Here is a 26,264-nt window from a genome sequence, read left to right on the forward strand (position 1 = left end):
AAATATGCAATCGTGCATTAAAGGGCAGGCGGGTAGGCATCTATACGACCGGGGAGTAAAGGTGATACCCCGAACGTCAATCGGTCCCCGCCGGGCGGCTATTCGGAGCGTGTTTCCCGGTCCGGCAGGAACGCCCCGAGGATGCGGTCGGCAGCCAGCGACGGGGTGAGAGTGCCGTCGAGCACCTGCCGCTCGATCGCGGGCGCGATGGGGGCGGCCTTCTCACCCAGCCGGGAGAGGAGCCGATCGCGGACGAGCGCCCAGGTCCACTCCACCTGCTGGCGGCTGCGCTTGGCCGCCAGGTCGACGCCCTCCTGATGGCGCACGACCTGGCTCCACAGCTCCTCGAGCCCGGCGCCGGTCATGCCGCTGCAGGTGAGGACGGGCGTGGACGAGCGCAGCAGCCGCAGGGCCCCGGCGAGCTCACTGGCCGCCTTGCGCGCGGCCAGTTCGTGCTCGCCGTCCGCCTTGTTGACCGCGATCACGTCGGCCAGCTCCAGGACGCCCTTCTTGATGCCCTGCAGCTGGTCACCCGTACGGGCGAGGGTGAGCAGGAGGAACGTGTCCACCATGTCGGCCACCGCGGTCTCGGACTGGCCGACCCCGACGGTCTCGACGAGCACGATGTCGTACCCCGCCGCCTCGACGACGACCATCGCCTCCCGGGTGGCCGTGGCGACGCCGCCGAGGGTCCCCGCCGTCGGCGACGGGCGGATGAACGCGTTCTGGTCGGCCGAGAGCCTCCCCATGCGCGTCTTGTCACCGAGGATGCTGCCGCCCGAGCGTTTGGACGACGGGTCGACCGCGAGCACGGCCACCCGGTGCCCCCGCGCGGTGAGGGAGGTGCCGAGCGCCTCGATGAAGGTGGACTTGCCGACGCCGGGAACGCCGGAGACGCCCACCCTGCGGGCCTTCCCCGCGTGCGGCGTCAGCTCCACCAGGAGCCGCTGGGCGAGCTCCCGGTGGTCGGGCCTGGTCGACTCCACCAGAGTGATCGCCCGGGCGATCCCGCGCCTGTCGCCCTTCAGCACGCCCCGGAGGTAGTCATCGTGCGTGGTCACGGAGGTCGTCACGGAGAGGAGGGGCGACGGCCGGTGGACAGGTCCTTGAGGAGCTCGAGGGCGGCGTCCGCGATCACCGTGCCGGGAAGGAAGATGGCGGCGGCGCCCGCGGCCCTCAACTCGTCGATGTCGCCCGGCGGGATCACGCCGCCGACCACGATCATGATGTCGTCCGCCCCCAGCTCGCCCAGGGCCCGCTTCAGCTCGGGCACCAGGGTCAGGTGTCCCGCGGCCAGCGACGAGACGCCGACGACGTGCACGTCCGCCTCGACGGCCTGGCGCGCGACCTCCTCGGGCGTCTGGAACAGCGGGCCGACGTCCACGTCGAAGCCCAGGTCGGCGAAGCCGCTCGCGATCACCTTCTGGCCGCGGTCGTGGCCGTCCTGGCCCATCTTGGCGACCAGGATCCGGGGCCTGCGGCCCTCGGCCTTCTCGAACTCGGCGCACGCCGCGCGGACCTCGTCCACCGCGTCGCCGGCCTCCTGGCGGTACACACCGGAGATCGTACGGATCTCCGCGGCGTGCCGTCCGAAGACCTTCTCCAGCGCGTCCGAGATCTCCCCGACGGTGGCCTTGGCACGGGCGGCGGCCACCGCAAGCTCCAGCAGGTTTCCGCCACCGGCCGCCGCCTTCGTCAGCGCCTCCAGCGCCTCGGCCACCGCGGCGGGTGAGCGCTCCTCACGGAGCCTGCGCAGCTTCTCGATCTGCTGGTTCCGCACGGCCGTGTTGTCGACCTTCAGCACCTCGATGGGCTCGTCCGCCTCGGGGCGGAAGGTGTTGACCCCGATGACCGGCTGGCGGCCGGAGTCGATCCTGGCCTGGGTCCTGGCGGCGGCCTCCTCGATGCGGAGCTTGGGCAGCCCCTCACCGATGGCGCGGGCCATGCCGCCCGCCTGCTCGACCTCCTGGATGTGGCCCCACGCCTTGCGCGCGAGCTCGGCGGTCAGCCGCTCGACGTAGTAGGAGCCGCCCCAGGGGTCGATCACCCTGCCGGTCCCCGACTCCTGCTGGAGGAGCAGCTGGGTGTTGCGGGCGATCCTGGCCGAGAAGTCGGTCGGCAGCGCGAGCGCCTCGTCCAGCGCGTTCGTGTGCAGGGACTGGGTGTGCCCCTGGGTGGCGGCCATCGCCTCGACGCAGGTGCGGACCACGTTGTTGAAGACGTCGTGCGCGGTCAGCGACCAGCCGGAGGTCTGGCTGTGCGTCCGCAGCGACAACGACTTGGGGTTCTTCGCGCCGAAGCCTCTGACCAGAGTCGCCCAGAGCAGGCGGGCGGCGCGGAGTTTGGCGACCTCCATGAAGAAGTTCATGCCGATGCACCAGAAGAACGACAGGCGCGGCGCGAACGCGTCGATGTCCAGCCCGGCCCCCACGCCCGCGCGGAGGTATTCCACTCCGTCGGCGAGCGTGTAGGCGAGCTCCAGGTCGAGCGTCGCCCCCGCCTCCTGGAGGTGGTAGCCGGAGATCGAGATCGAGTTGAACTTCGGCATGTTCCGCGAGGTGTATTCGAAGATGTCGGAGATGATCCGCATCGACGGGCCCGGCGGGTAGATGTAGGTGTTGCGGACCATGAACTCCTTGAGGATGTCGTTCTGGATGGTCCCCGCGAGCCGGTCGGGCGTCACCCCCTGCTCCTCGGCCGCCACGATGTAGAGCGCGAGGATCGGCAGCACCGCGCCGTTCATGGTCATCGACACGCTCATCCGGTCGAGGGGGATCCCGTCGAACAGTTGCCGCATGTCGTAGATGGAGTCGATGGCCACCCCCGCCATCCCCACGTCGCCCGCGACCCGGGGGTGGTCGGAGTCGTAGCCCCGGTGGGTCGCGAGGTCGAAGGCGACGGACAGGCCCTTCTGCCCGGCGGCGAGGTTGCGCCGGTAGAAGGCGTTCGAGTCCTCCGCCGTGGAGAACCCGGCGTACTGGCGGATCGTCCACGGCTGGGTGGCGTACATGGTGGGGTACGGCCCGCGCAGGAACGGCGCGATGCCCGGATAGGTCGGCAGGTAGTCCAGCCCGTCGAGGTCGGCGGCCGTGTACAACGGCTTCACCGCGATCCCCTCGGGCGTCTCCCACACCTGTTCGCCGGATCCGGGCGCATCGGAATCAGGCGCACCGGCGCCGGGCCGGTCACCGAGATCCGGTACGGCTTCCGCCTCCGACTTCAGCCCAATTGCCGAAAAATCCGGAATCATCGGCTCACTCCCAGGTCGTCGAAGGTCGTGCGGAGCACGTCGAGCGCGTCACATCCGGCGTGGAGCGTGGCGTCCACACCCTCATAGTGGCCCTTTCCCGCCAGCCAGATCGTGGCGGCCCCCGCCTCCCTGAGCGCACCCGCCACGGCCGCCGCGTGCTCGCCGTACAGGCGGTCGCTGGAGCACAGGCACGCGACGGAGGTGCCTGAGTCGCGGAAGGCCTCGGCCATGGCCGCAGGGTCGGTGCCCGGCCCGCTGGTCACGGTCGCGATCCCTCCGGCCGCGAAGAGGTTGGCCGCGAACGAGGCTCGTGCCGTGTGGACGGCCACGGGGCCGATGGTGGCGAGGAACACGGTGGGGCGGGCCTCCTGTGCGTCGGCCAGATCGCGCAGCGCCTCGAACTCCTCGGCGTACCGCACGGCGGGAAGCCCTCCGTGCACGGCCCTCCGCGCGAGCCCGTGGCCGCCCTTCCGGGTGACCGGGCGTTCCTTCAGGTCGGGGAACTCGCTGACGCCCGTGATGGGGTCGCGCCTGTGCGCGATGTTCGCGGCCCGGCTCGCCCGGGTGGCCGCCAGCCGTTCGGGGACGAGCCGCTCCAGCGCGTCGGCCATCCCGCCCGCTCCCTCGATCTCCTGGAACCACCCCCACGCCTTGTCCGCCAGGTCGGCCGTGAGCCGCTCGACGTACCAGGAACCGCCCGCCGGGTCGATCACCCGGGCGACGTTCGACTCCTCCATGAGCAGCGACTGGGTGTTGCGGGCGATCCGCCTGGCGAACCCGTCCGGCAGGCCCAGGCACGCGTCGAACGGCTGGACGGTCACCGCGTCGGCCCCGCCCACGCCCGCGCCGAAGCACGCGAGGGTGGTGCGCAACATGTTCACCCAGGGGTCGCGGACGGTCATCATGGCCGAGGAGGTCACCGCGTGCTGGCGCTGCTCCGCCGATCCGCCGACCACCTGGACGACACGGGCCCACATCCTCCGGGCCGCCCTGAGCTTGGCGATCGTGAGGAACTGGTCCGCGCCGGCCGCGTACCGGAACTCGAGCTGTTCCAGCGCCCGCTCGACGGGCATCCCCGCGTCCGTCAGCGTGCGCAGGTAGGCCACCCCCGTCGCGACCGAACAGCCGAGTTCCTCCACGTCGCCGCCGCCCGCGTCGTGGTAGGGGAGCGCGTCGACGGTGATCGCGCGCAGGCCGGGGTGGTCGTCCGCGCACCGGCGGGCGAGCGAGACCGCCCCTCCCATGTCGCCGGCGGGCACGCCCGACCGTGCGGCGAGGCCGATCGGATCCGCGCCCAGATTGCCTCCCGCCAGTGCCGTCCCCGCCGCGAGGTCGAGGAAGATCTCCGCGGCCTCGCCCGTGCGGCTGCCCGCGTCGAGGACCACGGGGGCGAGGTCGAGGTAGACGTTCTGCAGCACGTCGGGCAGCGCCGTGGGGTCCAGGGCGGTGAGGTCGAGCCAGATCGACGTGGCGCCGTTCTCGAGATCGGCGTGGATCGCCGCCCGGGTGACGTCGGGATCGGGATCCGCGTGCCGCTGCCGTACGTCCCACCGGCCGGTCGAGCGGACGACGCGCGGCCCTTCCGGGAGGTCGGACGGGTCGTGGAGCGCAGCGATCCGGACGTCGTCGTAGGTCGTGGTGGACAGGGCCGCCTCCACCCCGGCGGCGTCACCGGAGCCGCCTGGGCCGGCGGCCTCGCCGGGCATGTCAGCCGGAACGGCGAGCCCGGACTTCCGTAGCACGCCCAAGGCGAGGTCCCGCCACTGCTCCCGGGAGGCGGGCGGGAAGTCCGAGACGAGGTCGGCGAGATCGTGAGGCGGCACCGTCATGCACCGGATGCTAAGCCGAGCCCGGGGCGATCAACGCCATGGGCCCCCGCCTAGCGTGTCGTGGCCGTTCCGGCCGGCCGCGTCCCGCTGCGACGGGGCGTACGGCCGGCCCGGCCGGACCTGCGTCTTCTCCCGCAGTCCAGATCACTTGCCTGATCACTTACCTGATCACTTGGCGGCGAACGACGCCTTCCAGGTGATCGGGCCGACGATCCCGTCTGCCTCCAGACGCTCTTCCTTCTGGAACTTGACGCACACCGCCTTGGACTTGGGCCCGTAGTAGCCGTCCGCGACGATGTCGTAGCCGATCTTCTTCATCTGGGCCTGCCACTTGCGGACGTCGTCGCCCTGCATGATCGGCGGGTACCTCAGCAGGCGGCCGGGGTACTTGGGCGCCTGCGTCGAGGGGGGAGGGCTCTGGGTGCCGCCGCCAGGCCGGGGGGCGCCCTTCTTGACCCAGGCGTAGAGCTGGTCGCCCGGGCAGTCGGTCGCGTACCCGTCGCGGTGCCCCTTGATCTCCTTGCCCGCGTTCCCCTTGTCGCGGAGGTACTCGATCGCGTCGAGGATCGCGAGAAGCTGGGTGTCGCTCGGCTTGACGAGCCCGGAGTTGCCCACGAGGGCGAGCACGGCGTAGTGGCCGGAGTTGAGCCCGGCCCCGTTGGCGGCGGGCAGGTGCTTGGGCCCGCGCCCGACGAAGACCTTCCGGTGCGGGCAGGCGACCATCGAATAGCCGATGTCGAGCCAGCCGTTTCCGTCCATGTGGAAGTTCTGGATCGACTTCACCATGGCGACGCACTTCTTGTGGTCGTCCACGATCGCGGGGTCGACCCGCCCGCCGGTGTAGTGGACCTTGACGCCCTTCGTGGAGGCGAGTGAGGAGTAGGAACCTTTGGGGGCGCGGGCTCCCCATTCGGCACGGGTCACGAGATCGATGGCCACAGCGTTCTCCACCAGGGGGATTAAATTTGCGGATTGATCGTAATCGGGATCGGTCCAACAGGTATGCACTTTTACCGATATCCGCCTGCCTAAACACTCGGCAATGCCGACGACTCCGGTAAATCAATCGACATCGGGATCACTGCCGGAGATCATGGAAACATGTCCGTTCTTAAGGAGGTTCACTTCTCCCCCAGCTCAGAGCCGGTTCCGGCGGCCGCGCCGCGTCCGGTGCCCGAATCCCTGCCGATGCGGGTGTGGCTGGACGACGGTGACAGCCCGGCCGACGTCATCGACGCCCTGGCCCTGTCGCCCTTCGCGACCGGCGCCCAGCCGTGGTCGCGCACCGCCAACCTGGACCGCGTGCGCTCCGACGCCCTGCTCACCGCCGCGGGCGGGCGCGTGCTGCGTGTCGCCCAGCACGTGGACGGTCCCGAGTCCAGGCTCATCGAGGGTGACGGCTGGATGCTCCGCGTGGTCCGCCACGGCAACCGGTCGGCCACCGTCACCGTCACCGCCGTCAGCGAGGACCTGGTCTGCTCGGTCCTCGAAGAGGCGATCCGCGACGCCGAGGAACCGGCGCCCGACGACGACGATCACGTCGAGATGGGCTTTTGGTGGATGTCCGCCCACGGGCCGCGCCGTTCCAACAAGCCGATCAGCACGTCCACGTGGGAGTCGGTGCGCCGGAACTACTCGCGCGCCGCCGCCGGCCGGCTCGACGGTCTCATGGCCGTCACTCCGGACGACATCACCGGCAGGCTCCTGCTGCTGCACGGCCCGCCGGGCACGGGGAAGACGACGCTGCTACGCAGCCTCGCGCGCGAGTGGGCGTCATGGTGCCAGGTCGACTGCGTTCTGGACCCGGAACTGCTCTTCGGCAGTCCCGGATACCTGATGAGCGTGGCGGTCGGCCATGACGGGCCCGACCAGGAGGAGTCCCGCTGGCGGCTGCTCGTCCTGGAGGACTGCGACGAGCTGATCCGCACCGAGGCCAAGCAGTCGACGGGCCAGGGCCTGTCGCGTCTGCTCAACCTGACCGACGGCCTGCTCGGGCAGGGCAGGGACGTTCTCGTCGCCATCACGACGAACGAGGACTTCGACCGGCTGCACCCCGCCGTCGTACGGCCCGGCAGATGTCTCGCCCAGATCGAGGTCGGCAAGCTGGACGCCGAGCAGGCCGCGACCTGGCTCGGCGGCCGCGAGGGCATCGGGGCGGACGGCGCCACGCTGGCCGAGCTCTTCGCCCTCCGCGAGGGCCGGGCGCCCGAGCCCTCCGCGGTTCCCGCCGTTTCCGCGGAAACGGGGCTCTACCTCTGAGCAGCCGGTCCCGCGGAAAACCGGTTGCCCCGCCTGCGGCTGCCACGGGATCATGAACGCATGTTCCGGCACGCCCTCCTCGTGACGCCCGCCACCGCGGGCGCACCGGCGCGTGCCTCGATGCCGCTCGACGGCGCGGAGCGCTGACCCTTTCCCGTTCGTCCTCAGTGACCCGGCGGGGAAGGGTCGACCATTCCGCGCGGGTCACGATCTCAGACGAGCATCGAAGGAAAGGGACATGGCCACCAACACGGCCAAGCAGGCCTACGTACGGGCCAAGCCGCACCTCAACATCGGGACGATGGGGCACGTCGACCACGGCAAGACGACGCTGACGGCGGCCATCACCAAGGTCCTCAGCGAGCGGGGCGGCGCGAAGTACGTGCCGTTCGACCGGATCGACCGGGCTCCTGAGGAGGCCATGCGGGGGATCACCATCAACATCTCCCACGTCGAGTACGAGACCGCCACCCGGCACTACGCCCACGTCGACATGCCGGGCCACGCCGACTACGTGAAGAACATGATCACGGGGGCGGCGCAGCTCGACGGTGCGATCCTCGTGGTGTCCGCCCTGGACGGGATCATGCCGCAGACCAGGGAGCACGTGCTGCTCGCCCACCGCGTGGGGGTGGAGCACGTCGTCGTCGCGCTCAACAAGGCCGACGGCGCGGACCCGGAGCTGGCCGACCTGGTCGAGCTGGAGTTGCGGGACCTGCTCGCCGAGCACGGTTACCACGACGTCCCGATCGTGCGGGTGTCCGGGCTGCGGGCGCTCGAGGGCGACCCGGAGTGGGAGGCGTCCATCGTGGCCCTGCTCGAGGCCGTCGACGACACCGTCCCCGTGCCGGTCCGCTACACGGACGCGCCCTTCCTGCTGCCGGTGGAGAACGTCATCAGCGTCACCGGCCGCGGGACGGTCGTCACCGGGGCGATCGAGCGCGGCACGGTCGAGGTCGGCGACACCGTTCAGGCGGTCGGGATCGGCGATGGCGTCACCGCCGTGGTCACCGGGGTGGAGACCTTCGGCAAGACCATGGACAGGGGCGAGGCCGGCGACAACGCCGCCCTGCTGCTCCGCGGTGTCCGCCGCGAGCAGGTGCGGCGCGGCCAGGTGCTGGCGGCCCCCGGCAGCCAGACCGCTCACCGGCGGTTCACGGCCAGGGTGTACCTGCTGACGGCCGCCGAGGGCGGGCGTCACACGGCCGTCGTCAGCGGTTACCGCCCGCAGTTCTTCCTCCGGACGGCCGACGTGCCCGGCCGGATGGAACTGACGGGACCGGGAGACGGCGCGGAGCCCGGCGCGGTTGTGGCGCTGCCGGGCGACACCGTCGAAGTGACGGTCGAGCTGGGCAGGCCGGTGGCGATCGAGGCGGGCCTCGGCTTCGCCATCCGTGAAGGCGGCAGGACTGTCGGCGCGGGGACGGTCGTCGCGCCGCTCGACTGAGCGGCAGGGCGCTGTCCGAACGCGGCCTGCGAGACGGCGGAGGGGTTCCACGGGAGCCCCTCCGCCGTGCCGGCCGCCAGGCGTCGCACCCCGCCTGGCGATGGACGGTCACCGTGAGCTACCGCGAGACAGCCATGTAACGTTCCACATGACGGATACGTAAACCATCCGATGTGCCCCATCAGGGTGGAAACAACAATCGGCGAGGTGGTCACCCTGCTACCGGCCGGACTGAGCCGCGTCGTCCTTCACCGGTGGGCCGTCGAACCGCGGGAGAGCGGGGTGGCGACATACACCGACCCTTTCGGGGCCGGAAGGACCACGGCCTGGCCGTACGTCCGATGGACCTCCGAGGAGCGGGAGATCGGCTTCCCCGCGACCGCTCTGGTGCCTTCGTGGATCGCGCGGACGCCCCCCGGTACGTGGCTGGAGATCGAGTTGCGCGCCCGCACGACGAGCGGCGCGCTCACCAAGTGGTACGTGATGGCCCGCTGGGCTGAGGGCGACGCCGACATCCACCGCACCTCCCTGCCCGGCCAGGGCGACGGGGACGGCGACGTCGCGGTGGACACCTTCGTGGCCGCCCGGCCCGTCACGGCCTACCGGATCCGGGTCACCCTGCACGGCGAGGGCGCCCGTGTGGGCTCGATCGGCGTGATGGCGTCGGCCGTGCGGCCGGGGAGCCGGCCGAGCGCGCCGGGAACCGCCGGCGTCGAACTGGACGTGCCGCCCAGGTCGCAGAAGAGCCACAGCGGGCACTACCCGGAATGGGACGGGGGCGGGGACTCGTGGTGCGGGCCCGCCTCGCTCGCCATGGTGCTGGGCTACTGGGGGCGGGGGCCCGCACCGGCTGAGCTGAGCTGGGTCCGGCCGGGCGATCCGTGCCCGTCGGTCGACCATGCCGCCCGCGACGTGTACGACCACAGCTACCAGGGAACCGGCAACTGGCCCTTCTGCGTCGCGTACGCGGGCCGCTACGGGCTCGAGGGGTTCGTGACCCGGTTGCGCTCGCTGAACGAGCTGGAGAGGTTCATCTCGGCCGCGATCCCGGTCATCACCTCGCAGTCCTTCCGGGATCACGAACTGCCCGGCTCGGGATACTCGACGAGCGGCAACCTCATGGTGGTCGTCGGCTTCACCCCGGAAGGCGACGTGGTCGTCAACGACCCCGCGGCGCCGACGGACGACACCGTGCGGAGGATCTACCCGCGCGCCGCCTTCGAGGGGGTCTGGCAGCGAGGCAGCGGGGGCATCGTCCATGTGGTGCATCCGCCCGGTATTCCACTTCCAGACTCCGAGGGAAACTGGTGAGAATTCACGCCTCCGACGTCGCTCGTACGGATGACCATCCACTTTGGGTCGAAATATCAGGCGATGAGGCCTGGTGGGATGAGTCGCGGCCCCATGAGGGCGGCCGCCGCTGCGTCGTACGAAGGACGGCGAGCGGGATGGTCGAGGACGTGCTCCCGCAGGGCTGGAATGCCAGGAACAGGGTCATCGAGTACGGCGGGCGATCATGGCGATCGCACCGGGGCCGGCTGATCTTCACCAACTGGGACGACGGGCGGATCTACGTGTGCGCCCCGGGCGAGGAGCCCGTCCCGCTCACTCCGGAGGGCCCGGCGCGCTACGGCGACCTCGTCGTCCACGAAGGCAGGCCCAGAGACGAGCACGGAGACGACGACAGAGACGGAGACGGACGCGGCGACGGGGAGAGCGGGGGGCAGGGCGGCGAGATCCTGTGCGTCCGTGAGATCGGCGGCGGTCGCGAGGTCACGAGGGAGATCGTGGCGGTTCCCCTCGACGGCGTCTCCCCGATACGCAGCCTGATCAAGTCTCATCACTTCCTGATGAATCCACGGATTTCGCCTGACGGGCAGCACATCGCGTGGATCGGCTGGAATCACCCGGACATGCCGTGGGACGCCACAGAGCTCTGCGTCGCGCCGGCAGAGGGCGGCCCATACCGGGTCCTCATGGGCGGCGGGGACGGCCGCACCTCGATCGTGCAGGCCGAGTGGCGCGACTCCGGCAGCCTCTACGCGGTGGCCGACCCGACCGGGTGGTGGAACATCCACCTCGTCGGCATGGACGGCACGAGCCGCAATCTGACCCCGGCGGACCAGGAGTTCGGGGACGCCTCCTGGAGGATCGGGAACACCTTCTTCGCCCTCGCCGGCCACAGGATCGTCGCCATGCACGGGACGGCGGACGAGCGCCGCCTCGGCGTGATCGACGACCCCGAGGCGGGCACGCCGATCAGGGACATCGGCGGCTCCTACGCGTTCTGGAGCCCGACGGTGTCCGCCGACAGCCGGTACGCGCTCGGCGTGGGCGCGTCGCCGTACAGGCCGCATGAAGTGGTCCGCATCGATGTGGAGACCGGCGCGCGGACCGTCTTGTCGGCGGGCAAGACGCTGCCGCCGGGCGAGTTGCTGCCCACGCCTGAGCCGGTGACGGTCGACGGCGTGCACGTCCACCTCTACGCGCCGCGCGGCGCCGCGGGGGTCCCCGACGGCGGACCGGCGGGCGGCGCGCGGCCTGACGGACGCGCGCCGTACGTGGTCTTCGTCCACGGCGGCCCGACCAGCTCGGCCGCCCCGATCCTCGATCTGACCGTCGCCTACTTCACGAGCAGGGGCATCGGCGTCGCGGAGGTGAACTACGGCGGCTCCTCCGGGTACGGCAGGGCCTACCGCGAGCGGCTCAGGCACAACTGGGGGGTCGTGGACGTCCGCGACAGTGAGACCGTGGCACGGTGGCTGATCGCGTCGGGGCGGGCGGAGAAGGTGGCGATCCGGGGCGGCAGCGCCGGCGGATGGACCTCGCTGGCCGCCCTCGTGCACAGCGACGTCTTCTGCGGCGCGGTCTCGCACTACGGCATCTCCGACCCCGAGGGCTGGGCGGCCGAGACGCACGACTTCGAGTCGCGGTACCTGGACGGGCTGATCGGACCGCTTCCCGAGGCCGGCCGGCGGTACGCCGACCGCTCCCCCCTGCTGCACGCCGGCCGGGCGTCCGGTCCGGCTCTGCTCATGCACGGCCTGGAGGACGCGGTCGTCGACCCGTCCCAGTCCGGGCGGTTCGCCGCGGCCCTGGCGCGGCACGGGGGCCGGTGGGCGTACCGCACCTTCCCCGGGGAACAGCACGGATGGCGGCGCGAGGAGACGATCGTCGCCGTCCTGGAGACAGAACTCGCCTTCTACGGCCTGATCTTCGGCTTTCCGACGCCGGAGGTTCCCTCCCTTACCTTGGAAGGCCCAGGCGCCCCCGACATGGGCGGACGAGGCGAGGAGACGACATGACCGACGTGGCGACGATCTGTTCGGACCTGCTGCGGATCGACACCACCAACGACGGCACGGGCGACGGGCCGGGTGAGCGGCGGGCCGCGGAGTACGTCGCGGGGCTGCTCGACGAGGCCGGCATCGAGCCGATCTTGTTCGAGTCGGCGCCGCGGCGGACGAGCGTCGTCGCGCGGATCCCCGGGGACAGCGACGACGCGCTGCTGATCCACGGGCACCTCGACGTGGTTCCCGCCGACACGTCCGAGTGGCGGATCCACCCCTTCTCCGGGGAGGTGCTGGACGGGTGCGTGCACGGCCGGGGCGCCGTCGACATGAAGGGCACGCTGGCCATGACGCTCGCCTGGGCGAGACAGGGCCGGCGACCCAAGCGCGACCTCGTGCTGGCCTTCCTCGCCGACGAGGAGGCGACCGGCGAGTACGGCGCGGGCCACGCGGTCGAGCGGCATCGTGACCTGTTCGAAGGCTGTTCCGAGGCCATCAGCGAATCGGGCGGCTTCAGCTGGCACGACGGCGGCACCCGGATCTATCCGATCGCCGTCGGCGAGCGCGGCACGGCGTGGATGCGGCTCACCGCGCGGGGAGTGGCCGGGCACGGCTCCAAGCCCGCGGTGGACAACCCGGTCGCGGAGCTCGCCCGGGCGGTCGCCAGGATCGCCGACCACCGGTGGCCCGTACGGCTCACGCCCGAGGTGGCCCGGCTGATCGACGAGTTGTCCCAAGCCCTGGGCACGCCGATCGACCTCGAACGGCTGGACGAGGAGATCGAGCGGCTCCCCCGTGCGGGCATCCTGTTCAAGGGCGTGCTGCGCAACTCGGCCAACCCGACGATGCTCGACGCGGGATACAAGGTCAACGTCATCCCGGGCACGGCCGAGGCCCACGTCGACGGAAGGTTCCTCCCGGGCATGCGCGAGGAGTTCCTGGCGACGATCGACCGGCTGCTCGGGCCCAAGGTCACCCGGGAGTTCGTCAGCTTCGAGGAGGGCGTGTCCTCCCCCGCCGACGGGCTCTTCGACGACCTGGCCGCAGCCCTGCTCGCGGAGGACCCCACGGGCAGGCCCGTGCCGTACGTCATGACGGGCGGGACCGACGCCAAGTCGTTCGCCAGGATCGGCATCAGGGGGTACGGCTTCGCCCCCCTCCTGTTGCCGCCCGGTCTCGACTACTTCGGCATGTTCCACGGCGTGGACGAGCGGGTCCCCGTCGAGGGCCTCGAGTTCGGCGTCCGTGTGCTCGACCGGCTGCTCGCCGCGGAGCCGGCCACAGAGCCGGGCGCGCGGTCGGGCACGGAAACAGCGGCGGACTCCCCCACGGAATCCGCGGGCGCGGGCGGCCTCACGAGCGGGTAGAAACGTTCATGGGAGGTGGACCATGGGCGACGGGCTGCGTGTGGCGGTCACCGGCCACCGTGACCTGACCCCCGCGACCACCGACCTGGTGGGCTCCGCGATGCGGCGGGAGCTCGCCGAGCACGCTCCCGCCATCGTCGGGGTTTCGTGCCTGGCCCCCGGCGCCGACCAGATCTTCGCCGACCTGGTGCTGCGCCTGGGAGGGACGCTGGAGGCGATCGTCCCAGCCCGCGACTACGGCGGCTGCCTGCCCGCGCGTGACCGCGCGGCGTTCGAGCGGCTGCTCGGGCTGGCGCGCAGGGTCCTCCACCTGCCGTACGACGCCCCCACTCCGGCGACCTACCACGCGGCGAACACGGCCCTGCTCGTGGACGTCGACCTGCTGATCGCGGTGTGGGACGGCCGGCCGGCGCAGGGGCAGGGCGGCACGGCCGAGGTCGTCAGCGCGGCGCGGCGGCGCTCGATAGAGGTCAGGATCCTCTGGCCGGAGGGCGCCACCCGCACCGGCGCCCCGTGAGCCTGCCCTGGGCCCCGGCGGGTCAGCGGAGGCGGGGGTCCAGGGCGTCGCGGACGACGTCGCCGAGCGTGAGGAAGCTCAGCACGGTCGCGGTGAGGAACAACGCGGGGAACATCAGCAGGTGGGGGTACTCGGCGAAGAACGACTGGGCCACGTTGAGCTGCAGGCCCCATGAGACGTCGGGGTACTGCAGGCCGACGCCCAGGTAGTCGAGGGTCGCCTCGCCGGCGATGACGTTGCCGACGTTGAGCATGGCCACCACGAAGACCGGCGCGATCGCGTTCGGGAGGATGTGCCGGAACATGATCCGCCGGTCGCTCGCGCCCAGCATGCGGGCCGCCTCGACGAAGTCCATGTTCCGGACGGCGATGACCTGGCCGCGCATCAGGCGGGTCATCGTGGTCCATCCGAGCAGGACGAGCACCAGCGTCATCGCCCAGATGCCGTGGTCGGGGAAGGCCACCAGGACGACCGTGGCGCCCAGCACGAAGGGAATGCCGAAGAACACGTCGGTCACCCGCGAGATGAGCGCGTCGAGGAGACCCCCATAGAACCCGCCGAGCAGGCCGAGCACGATCGCGATGGCCAGCGCGGCGACCGTGACCGCGATGCCGATCATGATCGACGCCCGTGTGCCGTGGACGATCTGCGACCAGTAGTCGCATCCCTGGAGGTCGTAGCCGAAGGCCGCGCCGGATGCGGGGCCCTTCTTGGACATGCGCAGGTCGCAGCCGTCGTTGGGGCCCATGGCCGCGAAGACGCCGGGGACGGCCGCCATCGCGACGGCGACGGCCAGGACGACCGCGGACAGCCAGAACACCACCCGGCCGCGCATCTCCCGCCAGGCGTCACGCGCGAGCACGGCGGATCCTCGGGTCGAGCAGGCCGTACAGGAGGTCGACGGCCAGGTTGGCCGCAATGAAGATCATGACGAGCACGGTGGTGACGCCGACGACGACGGGCCCCTCCTGGAGCTGGATCGACTGGAACACCTGCTGGCCGATCCCCGGCAGGTTGAAGATGCCCTCGGTGACGACCGCCCCCGCCATCAGGTTGCCGAAGTCGACCCCGAGAAAGGTCACCACCGGGATGAGCGAGTTGCGCAGGGCGTGCAGGCCGACGACCCGTCTTCTGCGCAGGCCCTTCGCCGTGGCCGTACGGACGTAGTCGGACCGGAGGTTCTCCACCAGGGAGGTCCGGGTGAGACGGGCGACGTAGGCGAGCCCGAACGAGCCGAGGACCATTCCGGGCAGCAGGTAGCTGCCCGGCCAGCCCTCGTCGGTCCCCGCCGTCGGGAACAGCCCCAGGTTGAGCCCGAGCACGATCTGGGCCGTGTAGCCGACGACGAACACCGGCGCCGCGATGACGAACGTCGTCCCGGCGAGGACGGCGGTGTCGGCGACCCCGCCTCTCCGCACCGCGGCGACGACGCCGAGGCCGACGCCGACGGCCAGTTCGAAGATCCAGGCGGTCGTCGCGAGCTGGGCGGTCACCCCCCAGCGGTCCTGAAGGAGCTCGCTCACCGGCTGACCCGTGAACGTCTCCCCGAGGTCGCCGTGCAGCAGGCCGAGCATGTAGCGGCCGTACTGGACCAGGAGCGGGTCGCCGAGGTGGTAGTGCTCCCGCATGACGTCCAGCACCTGGTCCGGCACCGGCTTGTCCCCGGCGAGCGCGAGGATCGGGTCGCCGGGGAGCACGAACACCATCGCGTAGATCACGAAGGTGGTCGCGAAGAACACCGGCACGGCCTGGGCCAGGCGGTGCGCGGCGTACCTCACTGCCGCTTGACCGTGATCTTGTCGAGGTTGGCGCTGTAAGGGGTGATCTGGACGTCGCCGAGCCGGGTGGAGTAGCCGATCTGGTCCTGCCAGTTCCACAGCGGCATCATCGGCATCTCGGCGAGCGCGATGTCCTCGGCCTGCTGGTAGATCGGCAGGCTGGCGTCGAAGCTCGGCGCCGCGTTCGCCTGTTTGATCAGGTCGTCGAACTCCTTGTTCTCCCAGCCCATCCGGTTGCCCGCGCCCCACATGTACTCGAGGTAGTCCTGCGGGCTCGGGTAGTCCATCACCCAGTTGTTGCGGTACGGGCCGTCCTGCTTGTGCGCCCGGAGCGTCGGGAGGTAGTCGGCGGCCGGGAGCTTCTTGAACGTGATGTCCTTGATGCCGAGGTTCTGTTTGAGCTGGTTGGCGACGGCCGTCATCCACTGCTCATAGCTGGGATCGGCGTTGGAGAAGTAGAGGTTCAGGGTGCCGCTGAATCCGCCCGCCTGGTCGAAGAGCTGTTTGGCCTTCGCGGGGTCGTAGACGCAGGCCTCGCCGCAGGCGTCCGCCCGGTATCCGGGGACCAGTGGCGCGAGCAGCGACGACATGGGCTGGAACGCGCCGTTGAAGACGGCGTCCACGATCGCCTTCCTGTCGATGGCCATCGAGAACGCCCGGCGCAGATCCGCGCTCGCGAACCGCTTGTCGAACAGCGGGAAGCCGAGATAGTCCATCGTGCCGCCGGGCGTCGCGAGGAACCGGTCGCCGAGCAACCGCTTCGCCTCGGACGCGCTCGCCGGCGGGATGGTCTGCAGCAGGTCGACCCGGTCGGCCCGCAGGTCGGTGTACGCGGTGTCGCGGCTGGCGTAGATCTTGAACAGGACGCCGTCGGAACGCGCCGGGCGCTCACCGGTGTACGTCGGGGATTTCTTGATCTTGATCTGCCGGTTATGCTGCCACGCTCCGTCGAGGACGAAGGGGCCGTTGCCGATCGGCGCCTGGTCGTAGGCCTTGAGGTCCTTGAACGCGGCCTTCGGCATCGGGACGAACGCCATCCACGCCAGCGTCACGGGGAACTGGCTGAACGGCCCGGTGAGCGTGACCTCCAGCGTGTCCGGGTCGACCACCTTGAGCCCGGTCATGGTGTCGGTCGCCGGATCGCCCTCTTCGGGGTTGAGCGCGTCGTAGCCCTCGATGTTGGCGAAGTAGTAGTTGTTGGTCCAGCCGTTCGGGGCGTAGGCGGCGGCGTTCCACGAGTCGGCGAAGCTCTGGGCGGTGACCGGCTCGCCGTTGCCGAACTTCCGGCCCGGCTTGATCTTGATCGTCCAGACCTTCTGATCGGTGCTCGCCACCGACTCGGCGGCCCGCATCTGCGGCTTTCCCTGCGCGTCGATGTAGACCAGCGTGTCGAAGAGCGCGTCGATCACGGTCTGGGAGTAACTGCTCGAGGTGTTGCCGGGAGTGAGATGGTCGGGCTCGGTCAGCGCGACCGAGAACTCACTCGTCGCCGACGTCGCCGGGGACCCCCCGCACGCGCCGCCGAACATGACCGCCGCCACCGCGAGGGCCGCGGTCCCTCTTCCGCTGAATTTCATCGGCCCCCGTCTCTCCGTCGTGTTGCCGGTGAGGGTAGATAACGGGCCACTCCACTACATCGGAAGCTTTACGTATTCCTTTGCAGATTGTGGTGCGGGAGGCTGACCATGGAGGTCCCATGGAACGGATCAGCCTGAGCGCGCGCCACCTCCAGGCCCTCGCGGAGCTGGGATTCCAGGTGGCCCGGCAGGGGGCGCACGGTGCGATGGCCGCGTTGCGCGAGGTCATCCCGGTGGAGGCCTACGAGTTCGTCGGGTTCGACCCGGCGACCGGCCGCCACCGCTCTTTGGTGTGCGAGGGGTACGGGCGGGTGGACGACGACGCGGCCGAGGAGTACGCGCGCCTGGCGCCCTATCGCAGGGCCATGAACCTCAGGGAGCCGGTCGCCATGGGCTCCCCCGGCACCGAGCGCTACTTCCGCCGCCACCTCGAGCCGTACGGGTGGCGTGCCGGGATCACCGCACCGCTGTTCCTGAGCGAGGGCCGCTATACCGGCCTGCTCCATCTCGGCTCGCGAGACGACCTCCCACCGGAGACGGGTGCGGTGGTCACCGCCGTCTCGCCCGCGCTCGCCCACCTCACCGACATGACCCGGTGCGTCATCGACCCGCTCGGGCTGCCGCCGGGCTTCCGCGCCGCGGCCTTCGAGCGCGGCGGGCGGCGCAGGGACGTCGCCGGCTGGCCCTCTTCGGAGGCGCTCGCGTCCGAACCCGCCATGGCCGAGCTGGCCAGGTCCTTCATCGACTCGCGCGAACTGTCCCGCCGGGGGCTCTGGCTGGACGGGGACGGCCGGTGGCGGGAGGTGCGGATCCACCGGGCCGGAGTCGGGTTCCGCGGCGCGATCCAGGGCGCCGTCGTCGCGGAGCGCCCGTGCGAGCTTCCTTACGACCTGACGGTCAGGGAGGTCGAGGTGCTCACCCGGGTCGCCCAGGGCGACTCCAACCCGCAGATCGCCGCCGCGCTCGTGCTCAGCGTGCGGACGGTGACGACCCATCTGGAGCACATCTTCGCCAAACTGGGCTGCGACAGCCGTACTCGTCTGACCACGAAGGTCATCGCCGAGGGGCTCTGCCGACTCGACATGGCATAGGGAGTCGGCCCTCGCCGGGCATCTCCGCACAAGGTCCGACATTATTGACGCATGGCGGATCACGAGCTACGGCAGCTTCCGCTCGACCTGGAGTTGCTGTTCGGCGACGGAGGCGACGGGCGGGCGTTCGGCATCGACCTCCCGTCCGGCTCCCTCGTGTGGCCGGATCCCGAGTACGACACGCTGCGGACGCATCACCGGCCGTCGTTCTGGCTCAGCGACGCGCCGGTTCAGGCCGGGTTGTGGGCCCGGCTGCGGAGCGAGCATCAGCGGTCGGGACTCTGGCCGGTGCTGCTGGAGGACGGCGTGCAGCCCTGGTCGGCCGGGCAGATCGCCCCCGACTCCGTCGCGGAGATCGGCCACTACACGGCCGCGGGGTTCATGGCCGAGACCTGGGGCGACCTCACCAACAGAGAGGTGGACCTGGCGCCGTTCGGAGACGAGTGCCCGGGACTGGCGAACCCCGGCGAGGCGGTCGCGCACCCGGACGTCGTCGCCGACTGGTACGCCGGGGTCGTGGCCGAGCGCAGGACTCCTCTCGGCCTGGCGGCGGTGGACCGGGGGGCGGACGCGCTCGTCGCCATCGGCTGGCAGGGCGCGCTGCACCACAACGAGTGGACCGTCCCGCTCGCCGCCGTCGTGCGCAGCTGGGAGGAGCGGTTCGGGGCGCGTGTGGTCGGCCTCGGCTTCAACACGCTGGACCTGAGCATCGCCGCTCCCCCGGCGACCTTCGATCACGCGCTCCGCGTCGCGGCGGAGCACTGGACCTTCTGCCCGGACAGCCTCCTGCAGGGCCCTGGAACGCTCGTGGATTACGCCGAAGAGATCGTCGGACAGAACGCATGGTCGTTCTGGTGGGATTAACGAGCGTTATCTGGGCACAAAACGATATTTGTTAAGCAATAATCGTCAAGGCACAGTCAACGGCAAGGAGGCTGCTGTGGGTGGCGCGGAGCGGCGCGGAGTGGCGGGTTTCGACACGAGCACGGCCAACATCGCCCGCATGAGCGACTATCTGCTCGGAGGCAAGGACAACTTCGCCGCCGACCGGGAGCTCGCCGAGCGGCTGCTCACGATCGCGCCTGAGATCAGGCTCATGGCCACCGAGGTCAGGGACTTCCTCGAACGTGCGGTGCACTACCTCGTCGACCAGGGGATCAAGCAGTTCGTCAACGTGGCCTCCGGTCTGCCGACACAGCGCAACACCCATGAGGTCGCCCAGTCCCTGATCCCCGACGCCCGGGTCGTTTACGTCGACGACGACCCCGTCGTCCTGACGCACGGACGCGCGATACTCGCGACCAACCCCAACACCGGCGTCGTCAAGGGCAACATCCTCCAGCCGGCCGAGATGCTCGACAACCCCGACATCCGCCGCCTGATCGACTTCGACAAGCCGGTCGGGCTGCTGATCCCCGCCCGGCTGCAGTACCTCCCCGACATGAGCGACCCGTACAAGTGCGTCGCCTACCTGCGCGACCACGTCGCGCGGGGAAGCCACCTCGCCATCGGCCACGCCGTCTTCGACGCCCGTCCCGACCTGGTGGGCCCGATCGTCGAGGCGTTCCGCCGCATCGTGCCCAACGCGGACGACGCGCCGCGCAAGCGCGAGGACGTGATGCGTTTCTTCGACGGCACCGAACTCGTCGACCCCGGCCTCGTCTACATCCGGCAGTGGCGGCCCGACAGCACCGTCGCCGCCTCCCGGCCCGACAAGGCCTGGATCGTCGGGGGCGTCGCGCTCATCCCGTAAGGCACGCCAGGACACGCGGCGCGCGCCGCAGTACGCTGTGGCCGCTTCAGCGCATGAGGACGCAGGAGGGGCTGCCGGCCTCGAGGGTCGTGCCGGTCGGCGTGGGGATCCCGTCCTCCAGCGTGAGGACGGCTATCGCATCCGACCGCTGGTTGGCCACGTAGAGCCGGTCGCCGTCGAGGGCGAAATGCCGCGGCCAGACGCCGCCGCCCGGCACCTCCGCGACGCGGACCGGGAGCGCGCCGTCGAACGCGAAGGTCGTCACGGTGTCCGGGCCCCGGTTGGCGACGTAGAGATGGCGGCCGTCCTCGGACACGGCGATGTGCGAGGGATGGTCGCGTATGCCGCTCTCGCTGGCGGGCACCCGGGCGACCTCGCGCCAGTCGCCGTCGTAGACGCCGACCATCCCGTCCAGCTCTCCGGCGACGTACCAGTGGCCCTCGTGATGGAGGAAGTGCCGCGGCCCTGTCCCGGGGGTCAGCCGCACGGGACCGTCGGGGTGGGGGGTCATGTCGGGCAGAAAGCGCCGGATCTCGTCGGTGCCGAGGTCGCTCACGTGGAGCACGCCGTCCGGGCCGAAGACGGCCTGATGGGCGTGCGGCCCCTCCTGCCGCTCCGGGTCGGGGCCGTGTCCCTCGTTGGGGAACAGCAGCGGCTCGGGCTCGGGCATGCCGTCCGCCGCGAGCCGGAAGACCGCGACGGTCCCGTCGCCGTAGTTGGCCACGGCGAGCCAGGCACCGGCCGGGTCCGCGGCGACGTGGCAGGGGAAGGAGCCGCCGCTGGAGTGCTCCGCGAGCAGGCGGGGGCCGTCGGAGTCGTCGGGGTCGTCGGGGTCGTCCGAGAACACCGCCACGCCGCCCGCCTCCTGCTCGAGCACCGCGTAGAGCAGCGGCAGCCGGGGATGCGCGGTGACGAACGAAGGACCGGGCACGACCGTCCGCGCGACGGCCTCCATCCGGCCCGCCGCGTCCACGCGCACACGGGTCAGCCCCGGTCCCGAGCCGCCGGTGTCCGGTGTGTATCCGCCGATGACGAGGTCCCGGAGTTCCGCGTGGCCGATCGCGTCGGGAAGAGGTCGCGTCATCGTCGCTCCATCGGGTAGCCGTCCGTTCCGCCGCCGATGGTATCGGCGAACCGCCCCCGCTGATCTTTTCATCGGGCTCCCTCCGCCGGGGCCGCATACCGGTTCGCGGGCCTCGGCAGGCGGAGGAGCCCGCGCAGGGTCACCGCGTCGTACCGGATCCGGAAGGCGTCGGCTCGCTGCAACTCCGGCACGAGCCCGCGGGTGACGCCCCCCAGGTCGTACGGCACGGCGCCCGGCCCCCTGAACTCGTCCAGGGCGTCCGGTCGCAGCTCGGGGCAGCCCTGCGACGGTGACGTCCGCTACGGTGCCGGCCGTTCGTACAGCCGGGCCAGGTCGCTCTCCATCTTGGAGATGACCCGCTGGTAGCCCTCCCACCCGTACAGCCGGACCAGTTCGGACTTCATCCGGAGCGTCTCCTCCTCCACCGCTTCCGGACCCTGGCGGCGCACCGCGTCGAGCGCGCGGCGGGCCCGCAGGTCCTGTTCGGGGAGACCATCGAGGCCGTCGCCTCGGAAATCAGGAGTAGGCATGGGCCCTGCCATCTTGCGTCTGTACGAACGATGCCTAGTCCTGACGCACTACGCGGGCGGAAGGTTGACCGCTTCCGTGAAATCTTGGCTAGGGCGTGATGGAGGCGGCCCGGGACGCTGAAGCGGGTGGGATCTCGACCGCGATCTCACCGCCCAGCCGCGCTCCCCCGAGCAGGGCGAGGTCGTCGCCGCTCCAGAACCGGCCGGGGTCGTACCAGTTCGGGCGGCGGCCCCCGGGAAGCAGCCCCATGGCCTCATAGGTGAGCGCGACGACCTCGGCGCAGTAGGCCGTCTCGAGGGCGGTGTCGCCGCGCAGGAAGTTGGGCAGCCGTCCGCGCAGCCATCTGCCGGCGAGCTGGGCCGTCGAGGGGAAGGGCGTGCCGTCCAGCCGGGCGATCACGCGCAGCGCCGCGTCCTCCATCGACCGCGACGCGGGCGGCTCGAGTTGACGCAGCCACGCCCGCTGGCCGTATCTGTCGGCCCACACGCGGACGGCCTCCCGCATGTCGTGGAGCTGCACACCCCGTTGATGGGTGCCCGACCACATGTCGGGCAGCGAGCGGCCGAGCTCCGCATGCCACATGAGCGGCGGCATGTCCTCGATGACGACGGCCATGCCCACGTGATTGACAGGGCTGTTGGTCGTCATCTGGATGGCCCGGTCCGGCACCGTGCGTCCGCGGAAGACCCAGACGTCCCCCGTACGGCTGAGCTCCACGGCTTCATCGAGACTTATCCGCATATCCGGCACAGCAGTAGCCTAGGCACATGCGGTGGTGGAAAGTGCTCGGACTCGCGGCCTTCGCGGGCGTGGCGGCAACGGGTGTCGTGGTCGTGCGGGCGGAACGCCGGCGGCGGGCCTACACACCCGAGGAGGTCCGCGACCGTCTGCGCGCACGCGTCGCCGAGGCCGGCGAGCCGGGGTAGCCGAGCTGAGGTAGCCGAGCCGGGGCAACCGAGCCGGGGTAACCGAGCCGGGGTAACCGGCCGCTCAGACGGTGAACGCGTCGAAGGCGAGCTTGGCGGCGACTCCGAGACCACACAGGGCGGCGACGATCCGGAGCGCCTGCCCGGGAAGCCGCCGCGCGATCGCCGGACCGAGCCAGCCTCCGATGAGGAAGCCCAGCGCGAGCGGCGCGACCGCCGTCCACCGCACAGGTCCGAACAGCGCGAATCCGATCGCGGCGACGCCGTTCGCGAGGGCGGACACGATGTTCTTCACGGCGTTGACCCGTGCGGGCGCCTGGTCGAGTGCCGCGCCGAGCACCGCCAGCATGAGGATCCCGCCCGCGGCTCCGAAATACCCGAGATAGACCGCCACGGCGAACAGGGCGACGCGCAGCGCGCGGCCGTTCTCCCCGCCGAGCCGTACGTGCCCCGGCCGCCAGCGGCGGAGCAGCAGCAGGACAGAGGCACCCGCGATCAGGAACGGCGCGATCGCCTCGAACGTCTCCGCCGGTGTCGCGAGCAGGAGCGCCGCCCCGGCCGCACCTCCGAGTGCGGTGACCCACCCCAGGCGCAGGACCAACCGACCTTGCCCGGCGAGCTCCGGCCGTGACCCCGCGGCCGCGCCCAGACCGGTGAACATCAGCGCGACGGTGTTGGTGACGTTCGCACTGAGCGGCGGGATGCCGAAGGCCAGCAACGCCGGATAGGAGACGATCGACGCCAGGCTCACCACCGTGCTGACCACTCCGGCCGCCAGGCCCACGGCGATCAGTCCGAGCGCTTCCCCCATCACAGGGATGACCCAATCACACCGCTCCCGGCGCACCGTGCGCGGCATCCGGCACCACGCCGCCCTGTGCGTGCCTCCGCTCTCATCACGCGGTGCTCCGGCGACCGTATGCGAGCGACCGGGCCGCCGGGATATTCCGCCGGACCGAGGAAAGCTCCCGCCCGGCACGACTGGCTGGACATACGAGGACGGACAGCTCCGAGGCGCGGTCCCGCACCCGGAGCTGTCCGTCCTGGTCGCTACTCCCTCGATTTCAGTATCAGGGAGTGGTGGAGGGCACGGCCGCCCATGCGCTGCAGTTGGTCAAGGGTCCCACCGTCGGGAACAGGACATTGGTGGCGGCGGTCGCGATGCCGCACGTGGTGGAGAAGAGACCGGAAACGGTTCGCGCGGTGATCTTCAGGGCGCGGGTCGTCCCGACCACAGGAGACTCCGAGTTGTCGCCCTGAGCGACGGAGATGTTGATGACGTTGCCACCCTGGCTGCCCGGAACCCGTCGAAGGTTCTGCCACCTCGGCTGCCCCGACGGCTCCCGCGGGTCATAGACCCACGGGACGCCGCCGTTGGCCGTCACGTTGAAGACCACCGGGTTGGCGGCGAACGGCGCCGGCAGGCCGGAGACGTCATCCGTGTCGAGCCACGGTTCTCCGTCCTGCTGGCTGGCGGGGACGGCCTTCGCCATGGCGGTGTCGGCGCCGGCGGCCATCGAACCTGACAGGCCCACGGCTCCGCAGGCCACCGTCGTCGCGACGGCCCACATCAGCAGACGGCCGGTGGTACGCGGGTCCGAAGTCGACCGACTCCTACGAGAAATCAATTGATTTCCCTCCAAAGTGAGAATGGATTTCCGAGTTCACCGCAGTGAGCGATGCGATCCGGAGATACCCGGCCGAGAAACGTGAACACTCGAGGACATATTCAATGACGGCAAATAGATGCTACGCCGACACAAAAGTGGACCACTTAACTCCGATCTTTCCTGATCTTGCGCAATTTAGATACTTGAGGAGCATTTCCGAGGCGATCACTGACGCCACTCAAGGCGATTTGTCGGAGTTTCCGGAGAGGAAATTCGGCCGCCTCGGCCTACATGCGACATAGCGGGAAACATTGATCTAGGAGTCGGATATATCCGGTCATTCTGGTGGTTACGCCAAGGTGTCATGATTCACCAGCGGCCCGCCCGGCAACGGCACCACCACCATGTGGACCGTGCCCACCGGCATCCGAACCGGCCGCGTCGGAATCACCTCCACCTCGGCCGGCTTCGCCTACAGCCTCATCTGCGAGTCTCGCGCCCTCCCGCGTACTCTCGCCCACACAGGGCGGGAGCACGCACGGTTTGGTCGAAAATAATGCAACTTCGCGCTACAAACAGCTTTCTAACGCCATCTGCCAGCTTAATTGATTCCATTTAGCACAATTAGATCGTTCATCCTATTTATATCTACTGCGACAGGACTACCGGCAAGCCGGCCGGTTCTCCTACTTCGTGTCCACATCTTGGTAGCGTGCCATTCGCCGTCCAATTCAATCTGGAGTGACGGAAAAGGTGTCACCGATCCGGCAATACATCTTTTCGGGGAAAACATTATGCTTTCATTTCCGACCACAAGACGTACCCTGACAGCAATGGCGTCGGGGTGACGCTCGCGGCCCTGATTGTGGGCACCGCATCGTCACCCGCGTCGGCGGCACAGGCGATCCGCGTCAAGTCCTGGGGCGCCAACGGCAGCGGCCAACTCGGCGACGCCACGACCACGGAGCGGCACACGCCGGTGACGGCGGCCGGGGTAACGGCGGCTGACGTCACCGCCGTGTCCGGTGGTCTCAACTTCAGCCTGGCCCTGCTGCAGAACGGCACGATCGAGGCTTGGGGCAACGACACTCTCGGTCAACTCGGTGACGGCGCGTCCGGAGTGGGCGCCAACAAGCTCACACCGGGAACCGTGACCGGCCTGCTCAGCGTCCGCTCCATCGCAGCGGGCTCCGAATTCGGTCTGGCGAGGCTGTCCAACGGCAGCGTCCAGGCCTGGGGCGACAACGACAACGGCCAACTCGGCAACGGCGCCATGGTCGATAGTCCCGTCCCAGTCACCGTCGTCGGAGTCGGCGGAGTCGGCGTGCTCAGCAACGTCAAGGCCATAGCCGGAGGTGGCGTCCACGCGCTGGCACTGCTGAACACCAACACCGTCCGCGCGTGGGGCAACAACGGCTCAGGTCAACTCGGCAATGGTGTCGCCGGCCCCGACAGCCCGACACCGGTCACCGTCCTGGGAGTCGGCGGAGTCGGCGTCCTGAGCGACGTCGCGCTCATCGCCGCCGGCGGCCTCCACACCATCGCCTACCAGATCAACGGCCCCGTCAACACCTGGGGCTCCAATCTCCTCGGCCAACTCGGCGACGGCAGCACGACCTCTCGCAACACACCCATCGGCATCCCAACCGGCCTCCTCGGCATCGAGTCCATCGCCGGTGGCGGCTCCTTCAGTCTCGCCGCCTGACCGAGAGGCCATCATCCGATCCATCCGCACGGCCCCGCCCATTCGGACGGGGCCGCATGCGTGTCACCCCACCGACGCCGCTCGCACTATGGATATCAACCCGAAACGCCTCAACGAACATCTTATGGATGAAATATCCGACCTACCGATATCTCCGCTGCGCGACGCGTTGATTTTGACGGCGATCGCTTTCTCGGGCCGTACCCAGCCATTCTGCTAGCGTCCTGGTTCGTTCGTTGTCTGATCCATC

The 26,264-nt window shown here is 70.2% G+C and carries 24 protein-coding genes; 11 read left to right on the top strand and 13 right to left on the bottom strand.

Going from position 1 to position 26,264, the window contains the following annotated elements; genetic code table 11:
* Positions 1 to 98: 98 nt before the first annotated feature.
* The 4 genes from meaB to Pmi06nite_RS06880 form a co-directional block, all read right to left on the bottom strand.
* The gene (meaB, locus tag Pmi06nite_RS06865) at positions 99 to 1,061 is read right to left on the bottom strand and encodes a methylmalonyl Co-A mutase-associated GTPase MeaB (protein ID WP_203952022.1); all 963 of its coding nucleotides are present in this window, start codon (positions 1,059 to 1,061) and stop codon (positions 99 to 101) included.
* 8 nt (positions 1,062 to 1,069) lie between these two features.
* Positions 1,070 to 3,250 carry a methylmalonyl-CoA mutase gene (scpA, locus tag Pmi06nite_RS06870; RefSeq protein WP_203952023.1) on the bottom strand — a complete coding sequence of 727 codons (2,181 nt, stop codon included), beginning with the start codon at positions 3,248 to 3,250 and terminating at the stop codon, positions 1,070 to 1,072.
* Positions 3,247 to 5,079: a methylmalonyl-CoA mutase family protein gene (locus Pmi06nite_RS06875; protein ID WP_203952024.1), complete on the bottom strand. Its 1,833-nt coding sequence runs from the start codon at positions 5,077 to 5,079 to the stop codon at positions 3,247 to 3,249. The genes scpA and Pmi06nite_RS06875 overlap by 4 nt, the downstream gene beginning before the upstream one ends.
* A gap of 168 nt (positions 5,080 to 5,247) precedes the next feature.
* Positions 5,248 to 6,030, bottom strand: a complete 783-nt coding sequence (locus Pmi06nite_RS06880) for a peptidoglycan recognition protein family protein (RefSeq protein WP_239113731.1) — start codon at positions 6,028 to 6,030, stop codon at positions 5,248 to 5,250.
* A 150-nt stretch (positions 6,031 to 6,180) separates the two neighbouring features.
* Here Pmi06nite_RS06880 and Pmi06nite_RS06885 point away from each other — a divergent pair, with 150 nt between their 5' ends.
* The 6 genes from Pmi06nite_RS06885 (at position 6,181) to Pmi06nite_RS06910 (ending at position 13,959) form a co-directional block, all read left to right on the top strand.
* Positions 6,181 to 7,338, top strand: coding sequence for a DUF5925 domain-containing protein (locus tag Pmi06nite_RS06885; protein WP_239113732.1), 1,158 nt, complete (start codon positions 6,181 to 6,183; stop codon positions 7,336 to 7,338).
* 238 nt (positions 7,339 to 7,576) lie between these two features.
* On the top strand, positions 7,577 to 8,785 hold the full coding sequence (gene tuf, locus Pmi06nite_RS06890) for an elongation factor Tu (RefSeq protein ID WP_203952025.1): 1,209 nt from the start codon (positions 7,577 to 7,579) through the stop codon (positions 8,783 to 8,785).
* A 186-nt stretch (positions 8,786 to 8,971) separates the two neighbouring features.
* Positions 8,972 to 10,096 (top strand): C39 family peptidase, encoded by a 1,125-nt coding sequence (locus tag Pmi06nite_RS06895; protein WP_239113733.1) that lies wholly within the window; start codon positions 8,972 to 8,974, stop codon positions 10,094 to 10,096.
* A 137-nt stretch (positions 10,097 to 10,233) separates the two neighbouring features.
* Positions 10,234 to 12,090 carry a prolyl oligopeptidase family serine peptidase gene (locus Pmi06nite_RS06900; protein WP_239113734.1) on the top strand — a complete coding sequence of 619 codons (1,857 nt, stop codon included), beginning with the start codon at positions 10,234 to 10,236 and terminating at the stop codon, positions 12,088 to 12,090.
* On the top strand, positions 12,087 to 13,442 hold the full coding sequence (locus tag Pmi06nite_RS06905) for a M20/M25/M40 family metallo-hydrolase (protein WP_203952027.1): 1,356 nt from the start codon (positions 12,087 to 12,089) through the stop codon (positions 13,440 to 13,442). Before Pmi06nite_RS06900 ends, Pmi06nite_RS06905 begins: the two co-directional genes overlap by 4 nt.
* Positions 13,443 to 13,464: 22 nt before the next feature.
* Positions 13,465 to 13,959 (top strand): hypothetical protein, encoded by a 495-nt coding sequence (locus tag Pmi06nite_RS06910; RefSeq protein WP_203952028.1) that lies wholly within the window; start codon positions 13,465 to 13,467, stop codon positions 13,957 to 13,959.
* Between the two features lie 22 nt (positions 13,960 to 13,981).
* Here the strand turns inward: Pmi06nite_RS06910 and Pmi06nite_RS06915 are convergent, their stop codons facing one another.
* Genes Pmi06nite_RS06915 through Pmi06nite_RS06925 form a run of 3 tightly spaced genes read right to left on the bottom strand, consistent with a single transcriptional unit; the run spans position 13,982 to position 17,314 of the window.
* Complete coding sequence (locus Pmi06nite_RS06915) at positions 13,982 to 14,821, bottom strand: ABC transporter permease (protein ID WP_239113735.1); 840 nt, start codon at positions 14,819 to 14,821, stop codon at positions 13,982 to 13,984.
* On the bottom strand, positions 14,808 to 15,737 hold the full coding sequence (locus tag Pmi06nite_RS06920) for an ABC transporter permease (protein WP_239113736.1): 930 nt from the start codon (positions 15,735 to 15,737) through the stop codon (positions 14,808 to 14,810). Before Pmi06nite_RS06920 ends, Pmi06nite_RS06915 begins: the two co-directional genes overlap by 14 nt.
* Positions 15,734 to 17,314 carry a peptide ABC transporter substrate-binding protein gene (locus tag Pmi06nite_RS06925; RefSeq protein WP_203952029.1) on the bottom strand — a complete coding sequence of 527 codons (1,581 nt, stop codon included), beginning with the start codon at positions 17,312 to 17,314 and terminating at the stop codon, positions 15,734 to 15,736. Before Pmi06nite_RS06925 ends, Pmi06nite_RS06920 begins: the two co-directional genes overlap by 4 nt.
* Before the next feature lie 119 nt (positions 17,315 to 17,433).
* On the opposite strand from Pmi06nite_RS06925, the gene Pmi06nite_RS06930 reads away from it, so the two are divergent.
* The 3 genes from Pmi06nite_RS06930 to Pmi06nite_RS06940 all read left to right on the top strand — a co-directional run bounded on the left by Pmi06nite_RS06930 (position 17,434) and on the right by Pmi06nite_RS06940 (position 20,158).
* Complete coding sequence (locus Pmi06nite_RS06930) at positions 17,434 to 18,405, top strand: helix-turn-helix transcriptional regulator (protein WP_203952030.1); 972 nt, start codon at positions 17,434 to 17,436, stop codon at positions 18,403 to 18,405.
* 51 nt (positions 18,406 to 18,456) lie between these two features.
* Positions 18,457 to 19,269 carry a DUF4253 domain-containing protein gene (locus Pmi06nite_RS06935; RefSeq protein ID WP_203952031.1) on the top strand — a complete coding sequence of 271 codons (813 nt, stop codon included), beginning with the start codon at positions 18,457 to 18,459 and terminating at the stop codon, positions 19,267 to 19,269.
* Between the two features lie 76 nt (positions 19,270 to 19,345).
* Complete coding sequence (locus Pmi06nite_RS06940) at positions 19,346 to 20,158, top strand: SAM-dependent methyltransferase (protein ID WP_203952032.1); 813 nt, start codon at positions 19,346 to 19,348, stop codon at positions 20,156 to 20,158.
* 46 nt (positions 20,159 to 20,204) lie between these two features.
* Here the strand turns inward: Pmi06nite_RS06940 and Pmi06nite_RS06945 are convergent, their stop codons facing one another.
* From Pmi06nite_RS06945 to Pmi06nite_RS06960, 4 genes are all read right to left on the bottom strand, one after another.
* Positions 20,205 to 21,242 (bottom strand): lactonase family protein, encoded by a 1,038-nt coding sequence (locus Pmi06nite_RS06945; protein ID WP_203952033.1) that lies wholly within the window; start codon positions 21,240 to 21,242, stop codon positions 20,205 to 20,207.
* 68 nt (positions 21,243 to 21,310) lie between these two features.
* Positions 21,311 to 21,469, bottom strand: a complete 159-nt coding sequence (locus Pmi06nite_RS06950; RefSeq protein ID WP_203952034.1) for a hypothetical protein — start codon at positions 21,467 to 21,469, stop codon at positions 21,311 to 21,313.
* Between the two features lie 72 nt (positions 21,470 to 21,541).
* Positions 21,542 to 21,772: a hypothetical protein gene (locus tag Pmi06nite_RS06955; protein ID WP_203952035.1), complete on the bottom strand. Its 231-nt coding sequence runs from the start codon at positions 21,770 to 21,772 to the stop codon at positions 21,542 to 21,544.
* 88 nt (positions 21,773 to 21,860) lie between these two features.
* A complete protein-coding gene (locus Pmi06nite_RS06960) occupies positions 21,861 to 22,514 on the bottom strand; it encodes a hypothetical protein (RefSeq protein ID WP_203952036.1) in 654 nt (217 codons plus the stop codon).
* 26 nt (positions 22,515 to 22,540) lie between these two features.
* Here Pmi06nite_RS06960 and Pmi06nite_RS06965 point away from each other — a divergent pair, with 26 nt between their 5' ends.
* The gene (locus Pmi06nite_RS06965) at positions 22,541 to 22,699 is read left to right on the top strand and encodes a hypothetical protein (RefSeq protein WP_203952037.1); all 159 of its coding nucleotides are present in this window, start codon (positions 22,541 to 22,543) and stop codon (positions 22,697 to 22,699) included.
* A gap of 64 nt (positions 22,700 to 22,763) precedes the next feature.
* On the opposite strand, the gene Pmi06nite_RS06970 is transcribed toward Pmi06nite_RS06965, so the two are convergent.
* Together Pmi06nite_RS06970 and Pmi06nite_RS06975 are read right to left on the bottom strand one after the other, a co-directional pair.
* A complete protein-coding gene (locus tag Pmi06nite_RS06970; protein ID WP_203952038.1) occupies positions 22,764 to 23,510 on the bottom strand; it encodes a sulfite exporter TauE/SafE family protein in 747 nt (248 codons plus the stop codon).
* Between the two features lie 259 nt (positions 23,511 to 23,769).
* Positions 23,770 to 24,270 carry a hypothetical protein gene (locus Pmi06nite_RS06975; RefSeq protein WP_203952039.1) on the bottom strand — a complete coding sequence of 167 codons (501 nt, stop codon included), beginning with the start codon at positions 24,268 to 24,270 and terminating at the stop codon, positions 23,770 to 23,772.
* An 883-nt stretch (positions 24,271 to 25,153) separates the two neighbouring features.
* Here Pmi06nite_RS06975 and Pmi06nite_RS06980 point away from each other — a divergent pair.
* On the top strand, positions 25,154 to 26,014 hold the full coding sequence (locus Pmi06nite_RS06980; protein WP_203952040.1) for an RCC1 domain-containing protein: 861 nt from the start codon (positions 25,154 to 25,156) through the stop codon (positions 26,012 to 26,014).
* Positions 26,015 to 26,264: the final 250 nt, after the last annotated feature.

Origin of the sequence: Planotetraspora mira, assembly GCF_016863275.1 — a bacterium.
GTDB classification, from domain to species: Bacteria; Actinomycetota; Actinomycetes; order Streptosporangiales; family Streptosporangiaceae; genus Planotetraspora; species Planotetraspora mira.